At 57.2% G+C, this 18867-nt stretch carries 22 protein-coding genes; 6 read left to right on the top strand and 16 right to left on the bottom strand.

Features of this window, described 5'->3' with window-relative positions; all coding sequences use genetic code 11:
* Positions 1 to 141: 141 nt before the first annotated feature.
* The 6 genes from ACR0A2_RS18765 to ACR0A2_RS18740 all read right to left on the bottom strand — a co-directional run bounded on the left by ACR0A2_RS18765 (position 142) and on the right by ACR0A2_RS18740 (position 4679).
* Complete coding sequence (locus tag ACR0A2_RS18765) at positions 142 to 684, bottom strand: hypothetical protein (protein WP_170417788.1); 543 nt, start codon at positions 682 to 684, stop codon at positions 142 to 144.
* A 22-nt stretch (positions 685 to 706) separates the two neighbouring features.
* Entirely contained in the window at positions 707 to 997 is a 291-nt protein-coding gene (locus tag ACR0A2_RS18760; protein ID WP_152460667.1) for an addiction module antidote protein, read from the bottom strand.
* A gap of 5 nt (positions 998 to 1002) precedes the next feature.
* The gene (locus tag ACR0A2_RS18755) at positions 1003 to 1296 is read right to left on the bottom strand and encodes a type II toxin-antitoxin system RelE/ParE family toxin (protein WP_170417791.1); all 294 of its coding nucleotides are present in this window, start codon (positions 1294 to 1296) and stop codon (positions 1003 to 1005) included.
* Between the two features lie 115 nt (positions 1297 to 1411).
* Complete coding sequence (locus ACR0A2_RS18750) at positions 1412 to 3277, bottom strand: ParB/RepB/Spo0J family partition protein (RefSeq protein ID WP_170417794.1); 1866 nt, start codon at positions 3275 to 3277, stop codon at positions 1412 to 1414.
* A 218-nt stretch (positions 3278 to 3495) separates the two neighbouring features.
* Positions 3496 to 3900 carry a DUF3768 domain-containing protein gene (locus tag ACR0A2_RS18745; RefSeq protein ID WP_152460664.1) on the bottom strand — a complete coding sequence of 135 codons (405 nt, stop codon included), beginning with the start codon at positions 3898 to 3900 and terminating at the stop codon, positions 3496 to 3498.
* A 527-nt stretch (positions 3901 to 4427) separates the two neighbouring features.
* Entirely contained in the window at positions 4428 to 4679 is a 252-nt protein-coding gene (locus tag ACR0A2_RS18740; protein WP_170418006.1) for a WGR domain-containing protein, read from the bottom strand.
* Between the two features lie 251 nt (positions 4680 to 4930).
* Here ACR0A2_RS18740 and ACR0A2_RS18735 point away from each other — a divergent pair, with 251 nt between their 5' ends.
* From ACR0A2_RS18735 to ACR0A2_RS18720, 4 genes are all read left to right on the top strand, one after another.
* Positions 4931 to 5323, top strand: coding sequence for a GFA family protein (locus tag ACR0A2_RS18735; protein ID WP_152460663.1), 393 nt, complete (start codon positions 4931 to 4933; stop codon positions 5321 to 5323).
* Between the two features lie 102 nt (positions 5324 to 5425).
* Positions 5426 to 5728, top strand: coding sequence for an SH3 domain-containing protein (locus ACR0A2_RS18730; protein ID WP_152460662.1), 303 nt, complete (start codon positions 5426 to 5428; stop codon positions 5726 to 5728).
* A gap of 185 nt (positions 5729 to 5913) precedes the next feature.
* Positions 5914 to 6024 carry a DUF6429 family protein gene (locus ACR0A2_RS18725; RefSeq protein ID WP_371732129.1) on the top strand — a complete coding sequence of 37 codons (111 nt, stop codon included), beginning with the start codon at positions 5914 to 5916 and terminating at the stop codon, positions 6022 to 6024.
* Between the two features lie 115 nt (positions 6025 to 6139).
* Positions 6140 to 7546: a DUF7986 domain-containing protein gene (locus tag ACR0A2_RS18720; protein ID WP_174819503.1), complete on the top strand. Its 1407-nt coding sequence runs from the start codon at positions 6140 to 6142 to the stop codon at positions 7544 to 7546.
* A gap of 482 nt (positions 7547 to 8028) precedes the next feature.
* On the opposite strand, the gene ACR0A2_RS18715 is transcribed toward ACR0A2_RS18720, so the two are convergent.
* Positions 8029 to 8328: an MBL fold metallo-hydrolase gene (locus ACR0A2_RS18715; protein ID WP_170417797.1), complete on the bottom strand. Its 300-nt coding sequence runs from the start codon at positions 8326 to 8328 to the stop codon at positions 8029 to 8031.
* An 84-nt stretch (positions 8329 to 8412) separates the two neighbouring features.
* Here ACR0A2_RS18715 and ACR0A2_RS18710 point away from each other — a divergent pair, with 84 nt between their 5' ends.
* Positions 8413 to 9324: a homocysteine S-methyltransferase family protein gene (locus ACR0A2_RS18710; protein ID WP_170417800.1), complete on the top strand. Its 912-nt coding sequence runs from the start codon at positions 8413 to 8415 to the stop codon at positions 9322 to 9324.
* A gap of 464 nt (positions 9325 to 9788) precedes the next feature.
* Here the strand turns inward: ACR0A2_RS18710 and ACR0A2_RS18705 are convergent, their stop codons facing one another.
* The 8 genes from ACR0A2_RS18705 to ACR0A2_RS18670 are packed head-to-tail and all read right to left on the bottom strand — an operon-like array spanning position 9789 to position 17169.
* Positions 9789 to 10616, bottom strand: coding sequence for a citryl-CoA lyase (locus ACR0A2_RS18705; protein ID WP_170417803.1), 828 nt, complete (start codon positions 10614 to 10616; stop codon positions 9789 to 9791).
* Complete coding sequence (locus tag ACR0A2_RS18700) at positions 10613 to 11809, bottom strand: CaiB/BaiF CoA transferase family protein (protein WP_170417806.1); 1197 nt, start codon at positions 11807 to 11809, stop codon at positions 10613 to 10615. Before ACR0A2_RS18700 ends, ACR0A2_RS18705 begins: the two co-directional genes overlap by 4 nt.
* Positions 11809 to 13254 (bottom strand): aldehyde dehydrogenase family protein, encoded by a 1446-nt coding sequence (locus ACR0A2_RS18695; protein WP_170417809.1) that lies wholly within the window; start codon positions 13252 to 13254, stop codon positions 11809 to 11811. The genes ACR0A2_RS18700 and ACR0A2_RS18695 overlap by 1 nt, the downstream gene beginning before the upstream one ends.
* Positions 13251 to 13946, bottom strand: coding sequence for a hypothetical protein (locus ACR0A2_RS18690; protein ID WP_170417812.1), 696 nt, complete (start codon positions 13944 to 13946; stop codon positions 13251 to 13253). The genes ACR0A2_RS18695 and ACR0A2_RS18690 overlap by 4 nt, the downstream gene beginning before the upstream one ends.
* Positions 13943 to 14953 carry an agmatinase family protein gene (locus ACR0A2_RS18685; protein WP_170417815.1) on the bottom strand — a complete coding sequence of 337 codons (1011 nt, stop codon included), beginning with the start codon at positions 14951 to 14953 and terminating at the stop codon, positions 13943 to 13945. The genes ACR0A2_RS18690 and ACR0A2_RS18685 overlap by 4 nt, the downstream gene beginning before the upstream one ends.
* Positions 14950 to 15825, bottom strand: a complete 876-nt coding sequence (locus ACR0A2_RS18680; RefSeq protein WP_170417818.1) for an arginase family protein — start codon at positions 15823 to 15825, stop codon at positions 14950 to 14952. Before ACR0A2_RS18680 ends, ACR0A2_RS18685 begins: the two co-directional genes overlap by 4 nt.
* Positions 15825 to 16499, bottom strand: a complete 675-nt coding sequence (locus tag ACR0A2_RS18675) for a hypothetical protein (protein WP_170417821.1) — start codon at positions 16497 to 16499, stop codon at positions 15825 to 15827. Before ACR0A2_RS18675 ends, ACR0A2_RS18680 begins: the two co-directional genes overlap by 1 nt.
* Entirely contained in the window at positions 16492 to 17169 is a 678-nt protein-coding gene (locus tag ACR0A2_RS18670) for an arginase family protein (protein WP_170474326.1), read from the bottom strand. The genes ACR0A2_RS18675 and ACR0A2_RS18670 overlap by 8 nt, the downstream gene beginning before the upstream one ends.
* A 178-nt stretch (positions 17170 to 17347) precedes the next feature.
* Here ACR0A2_RS18670 and ACR0A2_RS18665 point away from each other — a divergent pair, with 178 nt between their 5' ends.
* Positions 17348 to 18055 carry an IclR family transcriptional regulator gene (locus tag ACR0A2_RS18665; RefSeq protein ID WP_170417827.1) on the top strand — a complete coding sequence of 236 codons (708 nt, stop codon included), beginning with the start codon at positions 17348 to 17350 and terminating at the stop codon, positions 18053 to 18055.
* Positions 18056 to 18063: 8 nt separating this feature from the next.
* Here ACR0A2_RS18665 and ACR0A2_RS18660 read toward each other — a convergent pair whose 3' ends face one another.
* Entirely contained in the window at positions 18064 to 18867 is an 804-nt protein-coding gene (locus ACR0A2_RS18660; protein WP_170417829.1) for an ABC transporter permease, read from the bottom strand.

Genomic DNA, 18867 nt, shown 5'->3' with positions numbered 1-18867 from the left:
ATCCGCAAGAACTCTCTCAAGCGCTGTCGCGGGGCGAGACCGGCGCACGGGCAGATACAGTGATGAGTACGCCAAGAAAAAGGCCCACCGAAGCGGGCCACGAGTTTAACCAAAGGAAAATCTGGAGGTATTCTTTACAGGCTAACGCTTGCGCGCGCGATCGACAACACCGTCAGCTGTGATCGTGGCAATGCGATCCTCTGTGCGGCGGGTCATTTCCACCCCGTCACCCGTCATATGCGCCTCGGCAAATTCCGTGAACTTGAAGATGCTGCCATCTGCTTCAACATGGGTTTCGTCCTCTGCCGAGCGCCGCTTCACCGATCCGTCATGGCGGATTTCGATGATCGTGTTGTCGGCCATTCGGACCGTCACGGTATGCTCATCTACAGCGACACCCTGCCACCAGGCATCTGCATCGCGGCGCACAACAATGCGGTTTGGGTGCAGCTTGATCTGCACGTCCTGTACCTCGTCCGGATCAGCGGCTTTGACGACCACGATGGCCTCCTGCGCGCTGGGATCACCATGGATCGACGCGCTCCCGTTTTTTGGCGGCCAGAGCTTCGGCTGTGTGCGCGGCTTGCCCTTCTGGTCTGTATGAAACCCGACGAACATCTGCGCGGATTTCCAGACGCGGCGGGCGGCTTTTTCAACCGTAGACGGAGCTGCATCGGTGGACATGGTGGATAGCCTTTAAAGTGGGTTAATTCACGTGCATTTTCGGGGTGAGCGTCACACCCACAGCGCTCAGCACTTTCAGCACCGTGCCAAACTCGGGATTGCCATTTTCGCTAAGTGCGCGGTAGAGGCTTTCCCGAGACAGACCAGATTTGTCGGCCACACTCGACATACCTTTGGCCTTGGCAACATCGCCAAGTGCCGACGCGATCAGCGCCGTGTCGCTGGTTTCAAAAGCCGCTTCAAGATAGGCTTGAATGGCTTCCGGGCTGTCCAGATAGTCAGCCGCTTCAAACTTCGTTGTTTTGACACCCATGTTTTTCACTCCAACTCTCTTGCCATCGCCTTGGCGGTTTTGATGTCGGCTTGCTGGGATGACTTGTCTCCCCCGCACAGCAAAACGATCAAAACGTCACCGCGCGACACATAGTAAACGCGATACCCCTTCCCTTCGGAGATACGCAGTTCACTCACACCTTCACCAACCGGTTTCACATCACCGGGATTGCCCAGGCTCAACCGCGTGATGCGAACCAAGATCCTGGCTCTCGCCCTTTGGTCCTTCAGGCCCTTGAGCCACTTGTCGAACAGGTCCGTCTTACGAATTTCTATCATACCTATATGTAGCCTACAGGCTACAACCTTTCAAGTCAAAACAACCTATACCATTGAACTAAAATCAAAAATCATTGCTGAAAAGCAGGGCGCGTTGCGCCCTGCCCTGCCAGTTTCAGAAGCAATCCGGCACCCATGCATCGATCCGGGCTTTCTGTGCCTCGGTCACGCCCAGTGCCTTTTGATGCTCTGGATCATTGAAGAGCTTGTGCAGCGCCTCGTTCTTGGCACCCTTTTTGGATTTCGCGAAGGCTTTGAACATGTCGGCGTCGATGTGCAGGTCCAGCAGGTCTTTGTAGAGATCATCCAGCTGCCAGCCTTTCAGACGCTTGAAGCAGTTTTCAGCCGAAGGGGTCCAGATCGCGCGCATGTCAGCCTCGATCTCAGCCTCGATCTCCGCCATGAACTCCGGGCGTTGGGTCAGAAACCGCCGGGCCAGAAAACCCGTGATCTCACCATTGCGGGTCTTCTTGCCCAGATCGCGAAACGCTTTGAACGCTTCCACGCTGCCTTGTGCGGCAATCTCGTGGAACTGGTCATAGGCTGCCTGTGCCGCTTCATCCCGTTCTCCGCCAAGACGCGGGTCGAGGATGAACTGGTCATCGATCTCGGGTGTGTTCCGCTCGGCACCACCATAGCCAAACCCAAACAGATTGCTGCTCAGACCGGAGGCCGGGGTGGCAAAGAAAGCAAACAGGCTCAACACATAATCAGGCTTGTCCAGCAGGGCCGTTTGAACCGCTGCCAGCCGGATCGCCACCATGTCGTCGATGAACTTCTGCGAATAAACTGGTTTTGGTTCTTCCTTGATCTCCGGTTCTTTGACCGGGGCCAGAACACCAGCCTCAATGGCAGCCTGAACATGTTCCGCCGCGACATAGGCCGGGGATGTTTTGATCTCGCCATTGTTGGTGACATAGACAAACACGCCGGACAGCTTGCGCTGCGCGTCAGAATAGAACGGCGCCGTATAGTCCTCAAGCGCGGCCAGCTCCTTTTCACCATCCGCGTCCAGAGCCTCACCCTCATAGAGTTCGGCAAGTTCGTCATACCGTTCGGCCTGTCCTTCGGTGAAGTCCCGGCTCACCATGTCCAAACGGTGCATGTCTTTCGTACCCGAGAACCCATAGGGAATGTAGCTTTCCTCATGGGTGTCCACCCAGTCCCAGCCTTCCGCGTCGCGCAGTTTTTCCGCTTCTACCGCCAGTTTCTCGGCAAACAGACGATCCAGTAACGCGCCTTCATTGAATAGGGTTTCATCGGCAAACAGATCAGCGGTGACGGTGCCGCCCGCCTCAACATAAGCCTTCTGCCCGACAAATACGGCCTTGCGGCTAGTGCTGCTAACAGCCTCCGACGTCAGTGCCTGTTTGACATCATGCTCACTGAACCACCGACATTCTTTGGCCCGTTCCAGAACCTCCAGAATTTTCTCTTCTTCGGTGCTGACGGTCATGGCCTTGGCCAGCCCCATGCTGATCTCACCGGCTTTGAGCGCATCCAGAACGGCGGCGGGCAGACTGGCAAGCGCGAGGCGGCGGCGCACATGGGATTCGGTCACGCCAAACGCATTGCTGATCTTGGCAATAGACAGAGATTTCTCGGCCATTTTGCCATAAGCACGGACCTCGTCCACAGGGTCCAGTTCTTCACGGGCGGTGTTCTCCGCATTGGCCCATTGCTCAGCCACGAAGGGATTGTCCGTGACCTTAACGGGAACCTGTGCCAGATCAGCGCGCTCAGTCACGGCGATGTTCAGAGCCCGTAGGCGGCGACCACCGGCAACGATTGCGACTTTGCCATCGGTATCGCGCAACCCGCTGAGGTTCTGGATCAAGCCACACATAACCAAACTGTCGGCCAGAAGTGCAATACCTTCCTCACCAACCTCCTGTCGTGGGTTGATGTCAGACAGGTAGAGATCGGACAGGGATACGGTTTCGATGGTTTCCGGTGCGGTGAATGTTTCGACTTTGCTCATGGGGCAAATCCTTGTTTGAGTGTTTGAGATCGTGTTAAGGGTGCCCTACCCCTTCCGGGGTAGAGCGGAGCCGTTTAGATGGCTGCGTGTTGGATCAGGAAGCGGCGCGCGATGTGGAAATTGTCGCCCTTCCTGATTAGCGCCCACGCTTCTGCGATACGTTGCTGCAAGATTTCATTGCTCATGGTGTTCACCTCCTTTCCGGTTTGGGATTGAGATCAGTATTCGCTGGGGCACATGATGGTCAGAACGCGGCGCGTCACTGACGTGTCAAACGGCCGGTCGGACCCATACGTGTAGTCCGTGTCGTAAAGATCGATCTTCCAGAACAGCTTCTGGTCACGGACTGTCACCGCCCCAAAGGTGTGATCGCCATAGGGGTCATTGCCCTCGTCAAACTGGTCATCCGACGCCACCGCTGCCAAAGCTGCAGTCTGGAACTCCATCCCTTCACCTGACACGCCGGGCGTGACAAATACCTGACCCTGAATTCCCTTAGAATGCATCTCGATTGCCGCAGTCGGATCGATCAGCGCTTTCCGAAATAGGTCATTCTGGGTCGCAATCTCTGCCGCCTGCAGGCTGGTGTCAGTGTCGATGTCTTTTGTCTTTTCAATGTCCAAAACCGTCTCTCCTTTTGTGGTGCGACCTCTGGGGTTGATCCCCTTTGGTGCTGGTTTTGAGCCGAGCCCTGAAAGGGCGTCGTCTCTAAAACCTGCCCCGTGGCGAACGCGGAGAGGGGCGAGACAGGACCAATCGACAAGAGTGGTGCGGCCCGCAGCGCAGGCGCGCGAGGACACGGTATTGTCTATTTGTCTTGTCCGAGGGGGGAGGCCGCGCCTTCCCCCTTACGGAAGGTAGCGTTTGGCTTGTCCAAATCCCGCCTGACCCACAAGGAAAGGACAAAGGATCTCTGATCCTGCGTGAGCGCAAAAGGGACCGTCACCCGAATGGGCAGATCACCACGGCATGGACCGACCATGACCCAAAGCCCCTGCCCCGGCTCGCAAGAGACGGGTCAGGGGCTACTGGGACAGGGAGATCATTCTGGGGTGTTCTGGGTGGAAGCCGATACGTCGGCTGAAACCTAGAGCCTGCTCACGAGCCGAAAGGCTCGGGATTTGCCACAGAAACAGACTGCAGCCCGAAGTCACTCACCGACCGGAACATACCCTCGACGGAGCTTTTGCTTTTCGAGATTGTGGAGCGCTTCACTAGCCAGGGCTTCGTCATCATACGTCACCATCATGGCTTGCCCGTTCGTGCCAATACGCCCCCAGGTACGAAGCACTGAAACCTCCCCAAACAACGTCGGCTGCAACTCGATGCCATAGAACCGCGCCATGTTGATCTCAGGGTCCACATGGATCAGGTGCACAGGTGTGGTGTCTGTCAGCTCCATGACGCGATTGTCGATCAATAAAGCTCGTCTGTCCAATGACTTTGCTGGAACAGTCAATTGGCAAGGATTCAGAACCGTGATGAAAACATTCGACAACTCAATCTGTCTGATGCTTGCCTCGTACCCATCCAGGTACAGGAGCTCATATTGGCACCATTCCACATTCCGCTGCTGGAACCGTTGTGACCACTGGCCAGAGTAGGTACGGTTTTCTCATATCTTGCAAAACGAAATAGAAGGATGAAGGCAACGTGGCTGAAATCTTGGAAGGCGGATGTTTTTGCGGTGAGGTTCGATACCAGGTCACTGGCAGCGCAGTAATGCAACTCATGTGTTTTTGCAGTGATTGCCTATCGATGACCGGAACGGACGGTTATGCCGGGTACATGATAAAGTCGGAAGACCTGCAGCTGCTGAAAGGCAAACCACGGACCTTTGAGAAGACCTCAAAGGAAGGTCGACCTGTCATCAAGCATTTTTGTGGCACCTGCGGATCAGGCCTGTGGGGCGTGACAGCCTTCGGATTGACGAGCATTGCGGCTGGGACATTGGATGAGCCAAACAACTTCAAGCCAACGAGCAAGGTTTTTGTGAAAGATGCCCCCAACTGGGCCAGGGTTCCCCACCATTTGGAAGAAATGTAGCGTTTGAAGCTTTGGTATCACCTACATTTCTGTCTTGGAGTTGTTCCTCTTGGTGACCCGAGTTGCTACGATTGTCGTTGAGGCAATAAGCAGGACATCGCGATGCGCAATGCAATCTTTTTACCCCTAATGGCTTTGTTCCTGGGGGTCGTCATGGACGTTAAACCGGCGGCGGCCGCGTCACTCGGAACATATGAGGTTTTTGGCGTCGAAGACGGTGACATGCTAAAAATGCGCAGTGGGCCTGGAACAGGGTTCAATGTGATCGTTGGTCTTCCAAATGGAACCGCACTACGAGTTCACGGCTGTGAGCAGACCGGTGGCACCCGTTGGTGCCGCGTCTCTTTGGAGCGCGCGCGCAAGCTTAAGGGATACGTCTCTTGGGCATATTTGCGGAAAATCTAATACGACAGCGATCAGCACCACCATCTTTTAGCAATCATAGAATACCGGCGGAAACGCCCTGACGAATCCACTAGTTGGGCTCACACCCGTCGTCGAAGCGGCTCGCAACATCCCCGAATTCGCTGGGTTCAGGACGGCCCTAAGGCTTTGACTGGGGAGCGCTTGATCGCCTGCACCGTAACGGATTGATCCTGGACCCGGTTGGAAAGGCAAAATCGGTGGTACTGACCGATGAAGGCCTGCGCCGCTCCGAAAAGCTTTTCACAGAGCTTTTTGGGCGGGAGCCAAAGACATAGCATTCGCCATGACAAGTCCCTCCATGTAACGCAGGTCTGCATACGCGTGTGGGCTGGCTGGCGGTTGCAATCTGCGCTAAATCGCCCCTGTCCGGCAAACAGGGAGAAGCTGAAGATGACAACGGGGAACGATCTTGGTGGGCTCATCGGGTTTATCACCCGTGACGAGATTTGGCATGAGCGGCTCGCTGATGTGTTGGACGAGCATTTTCTGCCAGCGCTCGAGGCCTTCGATCTTGAGTTCGAGGATCTGGGCGACTTGCTGGGCGAGGATTGGCCGATGGTCCTGTGGGGTGGTGGCCTGGAAGATTTGCTGGGCAGGACATTCGGAGCGGACGCCGAAAACGCTGCGGATGCTTATCTGAAAGGGAGCGGTTCCAAGGAGAGTGCGCAGACCCGCGCCTATATCAAAGGATTGCGGGACGCGTCGGTCAGCCTTTATGAGGTGAGCGAGGTAGACCCCGGCAGATCCATGGTCTTGCGCAACATGCTTTCGGACGCAGAGCCGGTTACCGTCCGGGAACACAGCGCGACGCAGATGCTGCAGCGATGGGATCGCATCGCAGCTCGGGTTGTCGCACAGGGGGATTATAACGTGATCTCGGGGGCGCTGCTCCCATTCGACCCCGACACCGTCGCGTTTTTTGAAGACGGGCTCCGCTCCGTGTTGAAATTGAACCCCGACGTTGAACTGAGGCTGACACAGGATCAGCTACACCGTTCCGCACCCCTCTTCACCAATGCCTGGCTCTTCGCACATCTGCCGAACCTACTGGATCCGGAACCACCACAAATCAGCAACAGCGATGGCGACAACCTGCTCTTTCACGACATGCGCTTCCCCCTCGCCAGCAAAGTGACGCAAAGCCAGGTATCTGAAAAGCTAACACAGTCCGCAGAACTCGTGATCTCAGGCCAGAAGGATTGGACCTGGCTTGACCTCGACACCCCGTCCGGCACCAAGCACGGCACCGGCCTCGTGTTGGACAAATCAATGTCAGGGGCCTCCGTGCTTGGGTCCCTAGATCTGAAAGGTCGGACACTCACACTTTCTGTGAGCTCTACAGCGCGCGCTGAACGCGGCGAAGCCCTGGTCCGGGACCTCCTGGGCGACCTGGTGAAATCTCCGCTGACATCAATCCAGACCGCCGAACAGATGATGGCGGATGACAGCACGAGTAACGGAGTGGCAGAAGAAGAGGACATCCCCCGTGCCCTTGCCCGTCAGATGGCCCACGAATATCTCGAACAGCATTACCGCGATACGCTTGACCAGCCGATTCCTGCCCTGGATGGCAAGACCCCGCGCCAGGCCGTTCGCAGCACGGCGGGCAGGAAGAAAGTCATAGACTGGCTGAAGACAATCGAAAACCGCAGCGCGCGCCAGACCGGCTCTCCGGTGGCTGAGTATGATTTCGGCTGGATGTGGGACGAGCTTGGTCTGTCAGACTACCGAAATTGGACCAGCGATGGTTCTTGCAAAAACCGTTCCAAAGCTTCGCCTCCTGAACCCATCGACTAACCCATGTTTTCCCGGCTGCGTCTTGCAGAGATGTGGCAAGGGTTATGCTGTCGCTGCGCGTCCAGATGGTTTGCCTCGTGACAGCTGGGGCACAACAAAATTTCAGTCTCCGTGGACACACCGGTTTCATAATCGAAACAGTACTCTTGTCCACATATTTCCAGCACCTCTCCACTCTTGGCCAGTTCCGAACTTGTCACCTCGCAGTGATCACAAATTCCGTCCAAGAGAGCTGATTGGAGTTCAGAAAGAACCACTGTTTTCTGAAAATTGCACACTCTGTCACTCATAACTGCTTCAGGCTTTCACAAAATGGTGAAGAGAGAAAGCTTGTGAAACAAGAATTCAAGGGAATGTGACATAGCCCAATGGGTTCGAGATTTAGTTTCGCCGATCATTGCCTGTAAGCTGCGCGGCGCGTCGAACTTTCACGTCAGCCGCCATCCCACAACAGACCCGCGCACATCAAAATACAACCTGGGCTAGTCCTCCCAGCGAAACGCGTCGTTGTCCGCCTTCACCCGACCAATAGACGGCAAAGCGAAGTGGTTTCCCAGCACAATACATCCCGTTTCCGAGGCGCTTTCCAACAGTTTCCGACGGGATGTCACGGCCATCTCAGCATCGGAATCAAACATAAAATGCCACTCGGGATGCCAGCACTGGGCGGTTGTATGGATTGCATCACCTGTAATCAGAGCGCGCCGGTCGCCACTGGTGATTTCGACCGAGACATGACCTGGTGTTTGGCCTGGCGTGGGGATCAGAGTGACGGAATACACCCTGTCGCAGTCCTAAGGTTCACAGGAGGCCCGAGACAAAGTAGGTTTCTTGTGCAGAGGTAACGGCAATAGGCGTGGATCAGAATGGCGCGACAGCTCCCACTCGAAGGTAACAAGCCCTTTCTGGTTTACGCCGGCACTGGCACCGACCTGATTTTCAATCATGGAATTGAGCTTCCCGGTTTCGCGTCGTTTCCATTGCTGGAAGAACCTGGCACCAGGGTGATACTGGCCGGTCAAATGCAGGCTCTTGTCGATCTGGCCCGTGAAATGAATGTCGGATGCATCCTTGATGCGCCCACATGGATGGCGAACGCCGACCGGGCAGCGCCCTTGGGGTACGATGCAGAGCGGCTCGCCGAAGTAAACAAAGATGCGGTCAGTCTAATGGAAGACGTGCGCCAAGCTGCCGCTCGCGATGATGTACTGGTGTCGGCCTGCATCGGCCCGCGCCATGATCCTTACGCCGACATCCCGCCGGTACCCGTCGAAGATGCACGTCAATACCACGCCGCTCAAATGCACAGCCTGAAAGACACAAGCCTCGATCTGGTCACCGCTTATACATTCAACCGCCCAAGCGAGGCAGCGGGATGCATCCTCGCCGCCCGGGACGCTGAACTGCCGATCATCATGTCTCTGGTTGTTGAGACAGACGGGTGCCTGGCAGACGGGACCAAACTTGTGGACGGAATTGACCAGATCGACGCAGCAACCGACTCGGCGGCGCTGTTTTTTATGGTCAACTGCGCTCACCCTACCCATTTCGCCGGAGCGCTTGGCAACCACCCCCGGCTGAGAGGCCTTGTGGCGAACGCTTCGAGTTGCTCGCATGCGGAACTTGACGAAGCAGATGAGCTGGACGAAGGCGATCCAGCTGAACTTGGTAAACAGATTGCCGCGATTGCGAGGCAGAATCCGTCGATCCAAGTATTTGGAGGATGCTGCGGTACCGACATGCGCCATCTGAAATCGATGATCAGCGAACTAGCATAGCCAACTTGGTTCAATCTGAGCGATAACGCTGAGATCTAAGGTGATCCCGTAATTTCTTTCCACAACTTGTTAGGAGATCGGCCCATTCCTGCCGTTGACCGAGGGCGCGCATCGCTGCGGTGCGGCCCACCAGACCGGACTTTAGCTGCGACTGCGAAATCCAGCGATCGACAAACTCACGCATCGCGGACCAAGTGTGAATTCGCCGCGCTTGTCGCGATGGCAGCTCGGTGCGCTTCGCTGACGTCAGAACAAGCGTGAAAATGTATCGATTCTCGCCTGGATTGAAATACCTTCAAAGACAACACCAAAGAAGTGAATCTTTGTTCAGACTAACATGTTGGGTCTGCTTCTAGGGGGGGATGCCCAATGACCGAGACCGGCAAAACAGTCCACACGCCAGTGGCGCTTCAATGCCAAGTTCGGTGTGAATTTAGGCGTTCGCACCATCAATGGTCATCGGGTTAGCGCTCCGATTTGACACCAATATATTCCGGCAGATAACGCGGCGGCATTGGCCCCTTGTTCCGCCCGCCCTGTTGAATCTGTTCCCAGCCATGAGACAAGACGCCAACCGAGCGGGAAAGACAGAACAATCCCCGGGAAAGCGGTGCCGGGAACCCCAATTCGCAAAAGATAACAGCCGTGGCCCCATCGATATTCATCGCGATATCGGCACCGCGCTTACGTCCGATTTCCGTCTGTATAGCTTCACCGATATCGGCAAATCGCCCTTCTACAGTGCCTGACATCGCGGCCTCGCGTACCAACGCCATCAATCGCGGTGCGCGGGGATCGACGGGCTTGTGGAAACGGTGGCCAAAACCCGAGACGATCTTGCCATTTTCCTCACACCAGGCGGCGATACCGTCGCGGACGGCAACTTCCTGTTCAGCGCCGTCATCCATCCGTTTGGCGACGTCGAAATAAAGCTCGGCGCATTGTTCACCGGCGCCGCCATGCACGTCACCCAACATGTTGACCCCGGTGGCCATGACGTTGTTGAGCCCCAGCCCACAGGTCGCGGCCATACGCGCTGCGGCTATCGATGGCGCCTGCGGACCATGATCCACGCCCGCCACCAGCGCGCATTCAAAAAGCGCCGCCTGTTCTGGCGTGGGCAAATTGCCGCGCACCATGAGCCAGATCATCTGAGCAAAGCTGACGTTTCCGATCAGGTCCTGGATCGGGTGGCCGCGAAAGGCGATCCGCCCCGGAGCCATGTCGATAATTTCGGTGCGCCACCAGTGGCAAATGGCATCGGCGTCATTGCGTCCTGCGGGGTCCGTCATATCGCGCCATCCTTTGCCAGTTTTTCAATGTCTTCCGGTGAAAGACCTAACTCGCTCCAGATTTGAGAGTTGTGCTGCCCCAATGTGGGCGGTGGTGCATCGACGGTGGGCGCGCTGCCGTCCAATTTGATCCCGGTCGTGGCAACCTGAATGTCGCGTCCGACGCCGGGGACGTTTTCAAACTGGTCGAGGAAACCGCGGTCTGCAACCTGCGGCATTTCCAATACTTCCGGCACTGTCAAAACCGCTCCTGATGGCACACCAATGCTATTGAGTTCCTTGGCCCAGTCGCGCGGTGACCGGGTCTTCAACACGGTCTCCAGCTCAGTTTTCAGAGCCAGCCTATTGCGTTTGCGATCCTCGCGCGTGGCATATTCAGGCCGCTCGCGCAGCGCGGCCAATCCCAGGTGGTCCGTCAGTAGCTCCCATTGCTGGTCTTTGTTTGCGGCAATGTTGATCAACCCGCCCTTCGCTTCAAACGCACCGGAAGGCGCCGAAGTGGGGTTTTCATTGCCATTGGCAGTCGGATTGACGCCGGCGATCAGATAGTTCGACACCACCCAGCCCATTGTCGCCAGCACCGATTCCAGCATCGACACATCAATAAAGGTGCCGCGCGGATTGGCGTTCAGAGCAGATGAAATCGCAAAGGCTGCGGTGATGCCCCCCACAGTGTCTGCCACCGGATATCCAACGCGCAGCGGCGCGCTGTCGCTATCCCCGGTGATCGACATCACACCCGAGGTTCCCTGTATGATCTGGTCATAAGCCGGGCGGCGTATCCACGGGCCCTCTTGGCCAAAGCCGGAGATAGCACAATAGATGAGGGTCGGATTGGCCTCTTTCAGGGTCTGGTAGCCCACGCCGAGGCGCGTCATGACGCCGGGCCGGAAGTTTTCAACCACGACATCTGCAGTTTCGACCAGTTTCAGAAAAATCTCTCGACCCCGTGGGTTCTTGAGGTTGACCGTGACCGATTTCTTGCCCGCGTTCTGGGCGAGAAAGGACACGCCCATGTTGACTTTGTTCAGCTCTGGGTCGGCCCCCAGTTGGCGGGCGAGATCGCCCCGACCGACGGCTTCGACCTTGATAACCTCGCCGCCCAGATGCGCCAGATGATGACAACAGAACGGACCGGCAAGGACATTGGTCAGATCAAGAACACGAATGCCCTTCAAAGGTGTCTGCGACATTATCCGCGCCCCGCGTGTACAACCTTGGCCGCCGTGAAAAACTCGCGGCAATAGCTGCCTTTTTCCGGTGCACCATAAGAGGATCCCTTTCGGCCCGTAAAGGGTGCGTGGAAATCCATGCCGGCGGTGGGCAGATTGACTTGTATCATGCCTGCTTCGGCGTTCTGCGAGAAGTGATCGATTTTGGCGGGATCCCGCGTGACAATTCCTGCGGACAATCCAAATTCGCAGTCGTTGGACGTGGCCAGGGCGGCGTCGTAATCCGGCACGCGTAACACGGCGGCGATGGGCCCAAAGATTTCGTCTCGTGCCACGGCTGCGTCGGGTGACACATCCGTAAACAACGCAGGCGCAAAGTAATGGCCGGTTGTTTTGGATTTGACCTCGCCACCACCTGCGGCAAGCGTTGCACCGTCATCCACAGCCTGAGACACGTATCGTTTGTCGATGGCGAGCTGCGCTTCACTGGCGACCGGACCAATCTGGGTTTCCGGAGCGCGCGCATCACCGATCCGAAGGTCTTTCATTGCCGCGCAAAGACGGTCAACAAATGCGTCGTGAATGCCCTCGGTCACAATCAGGCGGGAAGACGCTGTGCAGCGTTGTCCGGTTGAGAAAAAGCTGCCCTGAACGGCGCAGTGCACCGCCAGATCCAGATCGGCGTCATCCAGCACGATCAAGGGGTTCTTCCCCCCCATCTCCAGCTGCATTTTCGCTCCTCGCGCAAACAGCGCCGCCCCCATATGGCGACCGACGGGTGTGGAACCGGTGAATGTGACCCCGGACACCTTGGGGTGCGTAACGATTGCCTCCCCAACCTCACGGCCTTTTCCCATCACAAGGTTGAACACCCCCTCAGGCACGCCCGCACGGGCAATAATATCGGACAACATCCATGCCGATCCGGGCACCAGTTCGGCAGGTTTGAACACAACCGTATTGCCATAGGCCAGAGCGGGTGCGATTTTCCATGCGGGGATCGCCAGTGGGAAATTCCAGGGCGTGATTACGCCCACAACGCCGATTGGCTCGCGTACAACATTTAGCGACACACCTTCGCGCAGAGATTGGTAGGTGTCGCCGGTCGCACGATACGCCTCAGCCGCGAAATATTTGAACAAATGCCCGGCGCGATGCGCTTCGGCCTTGGCTTCGGGCAAGGTTTTGCCCTCTTCGCGGGCCAGCATATCGCCCAGCTCGTCTACACGGGCGAGGATTTCCGACCCGATCCGGTCGAGCGCTTCGAACCGGACCAGAGGCGATGTCTTGCGCCAATTCGGCAGGGCCGCGGCCGCGGCCTCGATTGCGTCAACCGTTTGATCGGCGCTTGCCCGGGCATACTCGCCGATCGTGTCGTTCAGGTCGGACGGGTTGACATTGGGGGCCGCGTCGCTGCTAGCAACCCATGATCCGGCGATAAAGTTGGCAAAGGGGTTTGCAGTCATAGCGCTTCCTCAAGAACTGGTCGCCACCCGATATCTTCATGCCGGTGGTCCACAGTATTCACGTAAAAATAGGTCGGGCCATGATAGCCCCTGCACACCCGCCCATCGGCCCGTCTGGCAACCGGTTCGGCGGTCCAGCTGACCGCGCCGAACCAGTTCCACAAACGGTTATGAGGCGAGGTCAGATGATCCGGGCAAAGCGGTGCTGTACTATTGGCCGGGTCCGGTTGCGGAGCGTTCAACGCCCCGCTGCCCCCCACCAGCGCATCCCATTCATTGGGGCGCGTCGCCCCCTGAAAAGGGTCACTACAGGGCGTATCCCCCCCCGTAAGCAACCGGCAGCGAAACAGGCGTCCATCAATCGACAGCTCTGTGCCATGGACATACCCCGCATCATCCAGATCCTGCCAGCTGACGCGGCTCATAAGCATCCGGTCGGCGACCATCAATCTTCTTCCACCGTCCTCAAATAGATGCCAGTTCAGGCGCAGGTTCGGGTCTTTGGGACTGTCGGTGAGCGCCCAGTTGTCCCAATTCGGGTCGCGTTCAAATTCCGGTAGGTTCCCGGGTTGCAGGCCCTCGTAAGGGCAAAGCGCTGACAGGTCTGTGATCCAGGGCCGTGTCGCGGGCGCAAGTGTTTTTCCTGCATGGGAAAACCCACCCAGCTGCTCTGTTCCTTTGTAGTCCATCATTGCTCTGTCACCGCCCCGGTCACAGGTTGTGTGCGGAAGCGACGCAGGATCCGGAACAACATTTCTGCAGCCAGAAATTCGGTACGCTCCGACGGATCAAGAGGAGGGGACACCTCAACAATATCCAGTCCACCCAACGGGGCCTCGGCCAGCCCATCCAGCAGATCGTAATACTGACGCGGTGTAATACCGCTATGAACGATTGAGCCGGTGCCGGGGAGGTAGCCAGCGTCCATCGCATCGATGTCGATTGACAGATACAGTTCGTCACATCCCTTCATGGCATGCTCCAACGCCTGACGAATTGCCTCTGCCGTCCCCAATTTATGTACGTCGCCAGCCGAAAACACCCGACCGCCCTGCTCTTCGATCAAGGCGAGTTCACCGCTGTCGACCCAACCGGTGATCCCGACCCAAACCATATTGGACACGTCGACATTGGGCAGTTCGGAAATCCGACGGGCATTGGTTGCGTGGTTATGGCTGCCCCACGCGCCAAGCCGGTCAGAGAAATCCAGATGACCGTCGATCTGGATATACCCAAAACGTGCATTTGGTGCGCGTTTGGCCAACCCACGGGAATAGCCAAGGCAGGCCGGGAAGCTATTATAGTGATCACCGCCCAGTGCCAGAGGGATCGCCCCTCCAACGCTCAGCGCCTCGGTCATTGCGGCAATGGCCTCGGTGGTTGCGTCTACATCCTCAGGGGTGATCACTGCATCCCCGCAATCCACGAGCCAGTCGCTGGCCGTTGCGCTTCTTTGGCCCGTATCTGGATCAAAACTGACCCCCTGCGGTCGCATGGATTGCAATACCGTCGTTGCCTTACGCAGCGCCTCGGGACCAAACCTGGTTCCGAGCCGGCTTGAATGTGTCCAATCGCTGGGCATACCCACCACACCGATTTGGCCCGGACGGACGTCGGCGGCATCGAGCAGAGGCCCATCAAACAGCCGATACCCCGGTTGTGCCAGAGGCGGGAGAAATGTCGTTATCGCTGCAGTCATGTCAGTACTTTTTCCTTGGAAGTTTGGCGGCGCGGAAAATCAATCCCAAAGCCGAGGCGCGCATAGATAAACGCCAGAAGAGCCGTGACCATCAGGCGTTGGCCAACCTTCACGACACCCATTCCGGGACGGTTCGGATTCAGACCGGTCAACATAATGGCGCTGACCTCGTGCCGTCCCAAAAGCTCAAGCCATTGCACCACCGTCGCAAGATCGCAGCCCCCCAAACGGGGCCGATCACAAAGCGCACTGAGCGATGTTTCAAACACCGAGAGATCAAACCGAACAAACAACGGCTTTGATGGATCCCGCCACTCTGAAAACGCGGCACGCTGCGCGGCAGTATCTCTATTTACCGGCGTGGTCGTTCCGTTCGGCAAGGGCGCAATATGAAAATCGCGCGCATCGGCTGGTGTACCGCCAAGCTGCACTGTCTGACAATGAGGGAGCGCGCTCCGCGCCGTCTCGGACATGCGATCTGATCCGCCCAAAAAGATTGCACAGGCGCCATTGTCGCTGATCTGACGCATGGCCGCCTTCAAGGCCGCGTGGATCGCATCTTCGGACCCCGGTGCAATATCTCCGAGATCACAAAGCCGCTCGTGCAGGCCATCGGTACTGATATCCTGACGCGCATCGATATCTACGGGGTGACTGAATTGTGGATTTGCGTGCCAACCGAAATAGACCGAGGTTTCGCGTAATGCACGCGGCGCCAGAGATTGCCCTGCATGAGGTGCGTTTGTATCTTCAAACGGGATGCCCAGTACGGCCAGATCTCCAGACCGGACGTCGCCGATTGCTTTGGTCTGAGAGCGCATGAACGACAGATGCCCTGCCATGCGCGGCAACGGGGCCGAACGTAGAGGCATCAGCCTGCTCCTTTCTCAAGACGAGCTGTGACCGCTTGCAGGATCGCCAGTGCAGCGCGGGTTTCAGCCTTGCCACGGTTGTCCAGTTCCGGGGCAAGCCCAAAAACCGCAGCCGCGATGGTATCGCCCGGGGTGGCGTCAATTTGCGCGATCATTTGTGCTGGTGACATTCCCGTCAGGCGATGCGGGTGCGATACCCATTTGCCCGCAAGCTCTTGTAAATCCACAGACAGGATGACCGGTTGGGTGCGGGGCAAATGGCTCACTGCGCCGCCATTGACCCCAATGATGGGAACATCCGCACCTGTGACCTGTCTTGCGGCGACGTCAAGCGCTTCCAAACCGCTGGAATCGCCGCCTACCAACACCATGCGGGCACCGGTTTCAAGAACCGATTCACATTGCGAGGCAACTGCGAGAAAATGCTTGTCAGGTTCTAGCGGAAAGACGTTCACGTCCCCAAGGTCAATTGCATTCGCGGGTGTTACTGTGGGGCAGGACGCATACCGAAGCTGGCGCGCGAGATAGCGTTGCCCTGCCGATGGCCGGGCGAGATTGTCACAAAAATAGCCTGCAATCGCGACCTGACCGGGCACGAGATCTTCCAGATCGCCAATGGATGCGCCCAGAAAACTGGGGATCGCGTCAAACTGTATTTGCGCCGCTTCACTCATTGTGCAACGCCGCGTTCAGGGTTTCGATCGCCGCCAGTTCCGACATTCCCCTGGTGTCGCGCGCAGGCGCAAGGCCGGTGATCACAATCGCCTGCCATTTACAGGACATGGCACCAATGACGGAAACCAGCGTTTCAGGTTTCATCCCGCCGGGATTTAGGCCGACGCTGCCAGCTGCATGCCCCAGATCAATGACCGATATGTCGATCCACAAGACAGCGCGCTCGGGCGTGTCAGAATAGTCGCCGTGCCCTTCATCCAACTGCCGCGCGGTGCGCCAATCCATCTTGCGCTGGCTGATCAGATCCCAGACACCAGCAGGTTGATCGCCGTTCAATCCCACCCAGATCGTGTTGGCTGTTCGCGTCGCGATATCACGCCGGGCCAACGGCATGGCCGCGACAACTGGCAGATCAGGCAAGGCCCCCAGCACACCCGAGGCGACATCAGACGCGCCACCCAAGACAACGGGTACAACACCGTGATCCACCATTTGCGTCACAAGTTGTTCCAACGCGGCAGGCCAATCCCCTGACAGGTCCAGATTGCCAAGATCCCGACCATCTACAGGCAGTCCGATCCCAAGTTGGGCAGTCATTTTGCGCAGCGCATCGGGTGCCAGAGAGGTGCCGGATCGGGGCCCGGTGTTAACTTCGCTCGGAACGCCCATAACCCCAACACAATCAGCCTTACATTGCGAATGAATGCCAAAAGGAAGGTCCGCATAACCAGCTGTTATCATTTGTTTCCGCGCGCTATTCATTGCCAGACGCCTTCGTTATTTGCGATTTCCAATTGCGCTCAAACCGGCTATAAAAAGCGACGGATTTGCGTCGAAAGGTCTGCCTATGCCCGACAAGCCCCGATCCCCTGACGCCAATGGTGGTGTCGAAGCGGTAGAGCGCGCATTGCGTGTGCTGGACATCTTTGAGCCGGGCGATGCAGGCCTCTCTTTGAAGGAGGTTGCGGACCGCAGCGGGGTCAACAAGGCGACAATTCTGCGTCTGAGCGTGTCGCTTGAAAAGTTTGGTCATATTACGCGAGACGCCGAGGGTCTGTTTCACCTCGGGCCGTCTTTGTGGCGTCTTGGATCCGTGTTTCGCCAAAACCTGCGGATGGGGCCAATTGTGCGACCGGTGCTTGCGAATTTGGTGAATGCGACCGGCGAAAGTGCGTCGTTTTATGTGCAACGCGGCAACTCTGGCGTGTGCCTCTACCGGGTCAATTCGCCAAGGCTTGCGCGGGATCACGTTCAGGAGGGCGAGATCATTCCGCTGAGCATGGGCTCTTCGGGTCAGGTGCTGGATGCTTATTCCATCCGGCAGGGAAAACAGGCGGCCAGCATCCGAAAGGCCGGGTATTATCTCAGCCTTGGTGAACGCGATCCTGACGTCGCCGGACTGTCGGTTCCTGTTCTTGGGTTCGAAGATGAATTGCTGGGCGCGATCAGCTTGTCCGGCCTGCGCGTCCGCTTCAATGACACAGCCGTCGAAAAGTATCGCGCGGCGGTCCTTGATGCCGCCCGCCAGATTCGGGTGGAGTTTGGCGAAAAATAAGACCCGCATCATTGTGCCTTGTCTTTCCGACGCCCGATCATCTGCACACCGATAAGCGCCGTGATGGACACGACAATCAGACAGGTCGAGATCGCCGCGATTGTCGGATCAAGCTGATCACGCAGTGAATTGAACATGCGCCGGGTGATTGTGGCGTTTTCCCCGCCCGAGACCAGCATCGAGATCACAACCTCGTCCAGCGACGTGATAAATGCCAGAAAAGCCCCTGTCTGGATCGAGAATTTCACCTGCGGTACGGTGATTGTCCACAATGCGTATGCACGGGACGCCCCTAAGCTGCGCGCTGCAAGCTCCTGATCGAAATCATAATTCTGCAATCCCGACATCACCGTCACGATCACGAATGGCAGCGCCAGCGCAGTATGGGCGATCACGATCCCGGTCAGTGTGTAATTGAGCCCCAGCTTGGCATAGAGGCTGAACACTCCAACAGCGATCAGGATCACTGGCACGACAATCGGCATGATCACAAGGATTTGAGCCGCGCTCCTGATACGAGGCGCAGAGCAATGCAGACCATAGGCACAAAGTGAGCCCAGGGGCGTCGCGATTGCCGTGGTCAGCGCCGCCGCGATCAGCGAGGTCTTTGTTGCGCTCATCCATTCCGGCGACGTGACATAGGCCACGTACCAGCGAAACGAGAGCGATGTCGGCGGGAATTCCAGATAGGATGCCCCCGAAAACGACATCGGGATAACGATCAGCGTGGGCAGGATGAGAAAGAACAGCACAGCAATGCCGACCACTGTCAGCCACAGGCCGTCGATTTTACGTTGTCCGACTTGTTCCAT

The organism is Ruegeria sp. H8 (assembly GCF_056532905.1).
Note: the sequence above shows the minus strand (reverse complement) of the source record. Positions and strands in the feature narration are given on the sequence as shown.